The organism is Mesorhizobium sp. M7A.F.Ca.CA.002.09.1.1, from assembly GCF_003998555.1.
In the GTDB taxonomy this organism is placed as follows: domain Bacteria; phylum Pseudomonadota; class Alphaproteobacteria; order Rhizobiales; family Rhizobiaceae; genus Mesorhizobium; species Mesorhizobium ciceri.
This window is the reverse complement of sequence record NZ_RZRR01000266.1, coordinates 1-6,213: the sequence shown is the minus strand read 5'-3', so window position 1 is coordinate 6,213 and position 6,213 is coordinate 1. Positions and strand designations below refer to the sequence as shown.

Annotated in this window: 7 protein-coding genes; 2 read left to right on the top strand and 5 right to left on the bottom strand. The window is 61.9% G+C overall.

Annotation, left to right across the window (positions count from 1 at the left end; translation table 11 throughout):
• The 4 genes from EN994_RS13950 to EN994_RS13935 form a co-directional block, all read right to left on the bottom strand.
• On the bottom strand, positions 1-719 hold a 719-nt coding region (locus EN994_RS13950; RefSeq protein ID WP_245466024.1), incomplete at its 3' end, for a glycosyltransferase family 4 protein.
• 23 nt (positions 720-742) lie between these two features.
• Positions 743-2,035, bottom strand: coding sequence for a TIGR04295 family B12-binding domain-containing radical SAM protein (locus tag EN994_RS13945; protein ID WP_063170156.1), 1,293 nt, complete (start codon positions 2,033-2,035; stop codon positions 743-745).
• The gene (locus tag EN994_RS13940; RefSeq protein WP_063170157.1) at positions 2,032-3,105 is read right to left on the bottom strand and encodes an NAD-dependent epimerase/dehydratase family protein; all 1,074 of its coding nucleotides are present in this window, start codon (positions 3,103-3,105) and stop codon (positions 2,032-2,034) included. Before EN994_RS13940 ends, EN994_RS13945 begins: the two co-directional genes overlap by 4 nt.
• The gene (locus EN994_RS13935) at positions 3,102-4,208 is read right to left on the bottom strand and encodes an SDR family NAD(P)-dependent oxidoreductase (RefSeq protein ID WP_024502367.1); all 1,107 of its coding nucleotides are present in this window, start codon (positions 4,206-4,208) and stop codon (positions 3,102-3,104) included. The genes EN994_RS13940 and EN994_RS13935 overlap by 4 nt, the downstream gene beginning before the upstream one ends.
• Before the next feature lie 205 nt (positions 4,209-4,413).
• Between EN994_RS13935 and EN994_RS13930 the strand changes: the two genes are divergently transcribed.
• Positions 4,414-4,686, top strand: coding sequence for a hypothetical protein (locus EN994_RS13930; RefSeq protein ID WP_063170158.1), 273 nt, complete (start codon positions 4,414-4,416; stop codon positions 4,684-4,686).
• Positions 4,687-4,788: 102 nt separating this feature from the next.
• Here EN994_RS13930 and EN994_RS13925 read toward each other — a convergent pair whose 3' ends face one another.
• Complete coding sequence (locus EN994_RS13925) at positions 4,789-5,445, bottom strand: response regulator (protein WP_082826656.1); 657 nt, start codon at positions 5,443-5,445, stop codon at positions 4,789-4,791.
• Positions 5,446-5,782: 337 nt separating this feature from the next.
• Here EN994_RS13925 and EN994_RS13920 point away from each other — a divergent pair.
• A partial coding sequence (locus EN994_RS13920) for a chemotaxis protein CheB (RefSeq protein ID WP_245466023.1) occupies positions 5,783-6,213 on the top strand: 431 nt, incomplete at its 3' end.

The window sequence follows — 6,213 nt, the reverse complement described above, 5'->3', positions numbered from 1 at the left end:
TGAGCCGGCAGTGCTCCCAGAGGAACAGCATAGCTGAAGCTGGTACGCCCGCCGTTCGGACCGTGCATCGAACCGGCGGCAAAGACGGGCCATCGCGTCAGCGACGCGGCCTGGTCGATCACCGCCGCATTCTTCCCCTCGTCCCACCAGCGGGCAGCGGCGAAGACGAGCGGTTGGCGCTTTTCGGCCTTCGGCACCGGACTGGCACTATTTCCCACCACACTCAGACGCGCGATCGGGCCGTAGCAGGTCTCAAGCATGTCGGCGTGGCTGCGGCTCGGCACGATGACTGCGTCGGCCCGATTGAAGCCACGCCTGTTGCGCTCCTTCTGCCAGGCCCACGCGCCATCCACTGCCTGTTTCCTGACGGCGTGGAACCATGTCGTCACGCAGGAATGGGAGACCGCCACGGCTGGGCACGGCGCATCGAATCCCGCCGCCTGCGTCGGCGCGTTGAAATGGACTAGGTCGATGGCGTGGTCGCGCATGGGCGCAAGCAATTCTCGCGGTAGCGCATCCAGGTCGCCGCCGTTGTGGGTCATCCAATCCGGCGGCGTGTTCAACCAGATCAGCGTGGTGAAAGCCTCTGCCTCCGCAGCCTGCTGCCTCGTCGGCTGGGGACCGAGCCCGGCAAGCACCACGCTGTCGCCGCCGTTCACAAGTTCCCTTGCCAGATCAAGCGCATAGCGCCATACGCCGCCCACGGCATCGACGGTCATCAGGATGCGCCACGAGCGCGGCGTCAGTGTCCGCAACATGTCGCCTCCAGTTCCGCCAGCGGCCGGGGCCGCTTCTCCTGGATGTCACTGAATTTCTGGAAGGATGCGAGATAGTGGTCATGGGCGCGCTCCCAGGCAAGGTCGTCGGGTTCGCCCCAAAGCTCGCGATAGCTGGGCGAACTCGGATACGGATAAAGCGGAACAGGTTCATTGGCCCATACGCCGTGGTCGATCAGGTGGGTTCGCCAGCGCTCGACCAGGGCGGGATCATCCTCGACCACGCCGATCAGATTGGCTTGAACGAATGGAACGTGACGTCTAGCATCGACGAGCAGCGCGGCAAGTTCCTCGGTGCCCAGCCGGCAGCGCTTGGCCAGCATCGCCCGGCCTTCAACCGTCAGGCTTTCGAGCCCTGCTTCAATGGAGACGCAGCCTGCGGCGCCCAGCAATTCCAGCAGCTCGGGCTTCCACAGATCGATGCGGGTCTGCACGCCGAATTTCACATTGCGATCGACCAAGGCTTCCAGCAACGCTTTTTGCGGCAGGAAGATTTCGTCGATGAAGTAGATGTAGCCGACACCTTGGGCAATCAGCCGATCGATCTCCGCGACCACCGCTTCGTGGTTTCGACGGCGATAGGCATCACGGAAATCGATCTTGGCGCAGAAGCTGCAATTGTAGGGACAGCCGCGCGATGCCTCGACTTCCGCGCCGAACCCGACCTGATTGTCATCGAACCTGTGATGGTGGTGCGAATGGGCTGCGATCCAGTCCGCAGGCCATTCGAGGGGTGGATGATCGACAAACGAGCTGGCGTGGACGCCGCCGTTCGAAACCACCCTGGCATCCCGCAGATAAGCGGTTGAGGGCACTGCGCTCCAATCGTCGCGCCGGGCAAGTTGCTCGACGACTTCTTCGCATTCGCCGCGCACGACGATGTCGACGCCGAGCTTGCGCAAGGTTGGCGCCGGCGTGGCCGAGCCGTGCGGGCCGACGGCGACCGTGCGTCCACCGCGCCCGGCGAGAAGGTTGAGGAAATCGGCCGGCACGCGCAATTCCGGCGGTGCGCAGCGCCAGAACAGATAGGTCGGCGCGGTACTGACGACAGTCATTGCCGGGGCGAAATCGGCCACCCGCTCGCAAAGACCGGAATTGTCGAGCTTCTGCAACTGACCATCCAGCATCAGCACCTCATGTCCGGCGGCTTCGAGCAGGGCCTTCGAATAGCCGAGTTCCAGCGGCAGATGTGGTTGGCGGCAGCCGAAATAGATGCTGTCGTCGTAGGTCCAGAATGGGTTTACCAGAGCGATTTTCATGCGACGTACCTCACGGCTTCGGGGTGAGGCTCGAGCCGGTGGCGCTGCAGCCAGTCGGCTAGGTCGCGGACGCCTTCGCGCCATGAAACCTGGGCCATCCAGCCAAGCGCGGTTTTGATCTTGCGGGTGTCGGCGACGAAGAAGGGCTGGTCGCCGGTGCGTTCGCCATCATGGCGGATTGAAAGCTCATGGCCGGTCAGGCCACGGATCTCGCTCAACAGCGTGCGCAGGCTGAGCGCATTTTCCGGGCCGCCGCCAAGATTGAATGCCTGGCCTTTGGTCGTCTCGATGTGGTCGAGTACGGCCCTGTAGGCGGCGACGGCATCGGAAACATGTAGGATATCGCGCACTTGCCTGCCGTCACCGTAAATGGTGATGGGGCGTCCCGTCAGCGCGCTGAGCAGGAAGTGCGCGACCCAGCCCTGGTCCTCGGTTCCGAACTGGCGCGGTCCATAGATGCAGCTCATCCGCAGCACCGCCGTCGGCATGCCGTAGGATTTGGCGTAGTCGAGCACATACTGGTCCGCCGCGCCCTTGGAGCAACCGTAGGGCGTGCAGAAGTCCAGGCCCCGAGCCTCATCGATGCCGTTCGCCTGGATGACGCTGTCGCAAGGCACATAGCGGTCGCCGTCCTCGCGGACCGCGACGTCGGGCAGGCTGCCATAGACCTTGTTGGTGCTGGCGAAGACAACAGGAATACACTCACCGCTCAGTCGCGCCGCCTCCAGTACGTTGAATGTTCCGCGAAGGTTGATGTCGAAATCCTCGCCCGGCTGGACCAGGCTTGTGGTGACGGCGGTTTGCGCGGCCAGATGGAAAATTGCCTTTGAACCCGTCAGAGCCGGCGCCAAGGCGTTGGCGTCCCGCACGTCGATGGTCTCCACCGTGAGGCGACTGGCGTGTTTTTGCGCCAGCCATTCAAGGTTCTGCTGGACGCCCGGACGGCTGAGATTGTCGATCACCAGCACCGGTTCGCCATCCGACAACAGGCTGTCGGCGAGGTTCGATCCTATGAAGCCGCTGCCGCCGACGATGGCGACCGGCGCGTCGCTTCGATTGCGTGTGTTCATGACACCAGCCCGCGTTCTTCGAGCTCGCGTTTCATGTCGGCGCCGCGGTCGACGGCGGACGTGTTACGCACCCAGGAAACGAAATCGCCGAGCGAATTCTCCAGTTGCCGCACCGGCTCGAAACCGAGCAGCTCACGGGCCTTGGAAATATCGGCGAAGCAGTTGCGGATATCGCCGGAGCGCGCTTTGCCGAGCAGTTCGGGCGAGCGGTTCGGTGTCCCCATGGCCTCGGCCAGCAATCGTGCGACTTCGCTGATCGCGTAGGCTCGGCCGCTGCCGATGTTGATGACATGACCCTTTGCCTGGCGTTGCTGCAGTGCAAGGCGAAAGGCGCGGGCGACGTCATGCACATGGACGAAATCGCGCTTCTGTTCGCCATCCTCGAAGATCATTGGCCGTTGGCCGTTGGCGAGACGCGAAGCGAAGTTGGCCAGCACGCCGGTATAGGGGTTCGACAATGCCTGGCCGGCGCCGAAGACATTGAACAGGCGCAACGCGACAGCATCGATGCCATAGGCTTCGCCGAAGATCAGCACAGCGCGTTCTTGTGCGTATTTTGTCAGCGCATAGATTGAGGCGAGATCGACCGGCTTTTCTTCGTCCGTCGGCAGCGGCGAGAGGGGGGCTCCCTCTGGCGACAGCGGATTCCATTGCCCGCTTTTGATGTCGCTCGCCTTGCGCCGGGCATTGTCGATGCGCCGGCCGTCTGGCGTTGCATAGAGCCCTTCGCCATAGACGCTCATCGACGAGGCGACGACGATCCGTTCGACCGGGTGCTTGATCAGTGCTTCAAGTAGCGTTGCGGTGCCGAGATCATTGGCGCCGACATAGCGCGCGATCTCGTACATCGATTGTCCGACGCCGACTTCCGCCGCCAGATGAATGACCGCGTCAACACCTTCCAGCGCACTGGCGACCGCCTCCCGGTCTCGGACATCACCTTTGATCAGTTCGGTCCCGGCGGGAAGCGCGACGGCTTCGCCCGCATGCACCTGCTCCAGCAGCGCATCGAGGATGCGAACCGAATAATCCTGCTCGACGAGTTCCTGTGCGACATGCCGGCCGATGAAGCCGCAGCCTCCTGTAACCAATATGCGTTTCACGACGACTCCTCAGACAAGTAACCTCGGCGCCCCGAACTTTTCGGCAAAAGGTTTGTTCCCTTGCTTCAACAAAGTTCCTTTGGCGGACTTCGTTGGGCCGGCATCGCGATCACGGCGCGGTGCTGGAACATTGACGCCCTTGTGCTGTTAGGACGCCCGACAGCCCGCGTGTCCCATGGAGCAACGCCGATCAAAGGAGATTTCAATGTCTCAGTCGCAAACGACCACCGACCACGACGAAATTCGCAAGTGGGCCGAGGAGCGGGACGGCCGGCCGGCAGTGGTACGCACAAAAGGCGAGGGCGGCATCCTGCGGATCGACTTCGGTGAGCCTGAGGAAGCATTCGAGCCCATCGAATGGGACGAGTTCTTCCGGATATTCGACGAGAACGATCTGGCCTTTCTGTATCAGGCCAAGACTGGGGAGGGGAAAGCCAGCCGTTTCAACAAATTCGTCGAGCGCGATCAGAAGGGCTGATGACGCAAGCCAAGCGGCTGATCTGTACGGCCCAGTTGTCGAGATGTGGTCAACAATGACGGCCCCGCGGCTTAGCACTTCAGCCTGAGAGGGAGGGTAAAATTAATGCATCAGGTTTGCGCCGCGGGTTTTCGCCATCTCTCGCATGATGCCGTTGAGCCAGTTTTCAGTGGATTGACCAGGCTGTCTGCGGTCGACATCCCGGATCGCTTGCTCGAGCGTCCTCTCGACGAGCCGATCCGATGCGTCGACGTCTCCCAGCAAAAGGCGCGCCGCAAGTCGCAGTTTGGGCAAAAGCGCGAAGACGTCGTCGGACGGGTCCGGTCCGGGGGGCGCCCGCCCCGATTCCTGCGGGGGAAAGAGTGCGTTGAACACCGCCTGGCTGCCCGAGGATTTCCGCAGATTGCTGGCATAGCGGAGATGGTCGGGAATGGCGATGTCGTCATCGCCACTGAAGAACACGAAGGGGACACCCCGGCGCATCAACTCATCGGCGATTGGAAACACGCGTCGGCCATTGAGATTGACGTCGAGGATTGCAGCTTCGGCCGTCCCGGTGTGTTTGGAAGCCTGTTCGACGGTTGCAGCGGGACCAAGGATTATGGCGCCCATATTGCTGAAAAACCGCGCAAGATCTCCCGCCATCGTCCATTCGTCTTCAACTATCAGAATATGCAGCCCCCGCAGGTCGCGCACGTCGTCATCCTTTCTTGCAACGGAGGTTAGAATGCAGAGGATTTGCTTTCCGAATTCTGTCATCCAAGGCCGCCTGCAACCGCTTCGCAAGCATCAGCATGCGATCCGGGACGGGCCCCGCATCGGAATCTGCTAGCGATCCAGGCGCCCCTGACACCACTGGCGCTCGGAGTTTTATGTCAGCAGAGCGTTTCGTCATTGAACCACCATTGATATCGGGTTCAACGTCATCCCTGACGTCTTGTTCCATACCTCTTGCGCGCTATATGGTTGTGTCCTGTTCGATCCGGCCTTGAGGAGACTTCATGTCGGGTCGGCGAAAGGGGGACATGCCGTGACTGCCCGATCGACTAGATTTCCCATCGTTGGCATCGGCGCGTCCGCGGGTGGCATTCCCGCGATGGAAGGCTTGTTCAAAGGCGTTACCAGCCAGCCCGGCATGGCGTTCATCATCATCACGCATCTCAGCCCGAAGCGAGAAAGTCTGTTGCATGAAGTTGTCAGCCGCTACACCGAGATGCCTGTCGTTGTGGCCGAGGATGGCATAGCTGTTGTACCTGACCACGTCTACGTGATGCCACAAAACGTCACTCTGGCGATCGCCAACGGTGTGCTGCGCCTGCGGCGGCCCAACGGGCTTACCCAAGAGCGCAAACCCGTCGACATCTTCTTTAGTGCGCTCGCTGAAGACCAGGGCGAATATGCCGTGGGCGTCATTCTGTCGGGCGGTGATTCCGATGGAACGCTGGGCGCCAAGGCGATCAAGGAGCGGGGTGGCCTCACTGTCGCGCAAGCGCACGACGGCTACGGGCCGCGCAATCCCGATATGCC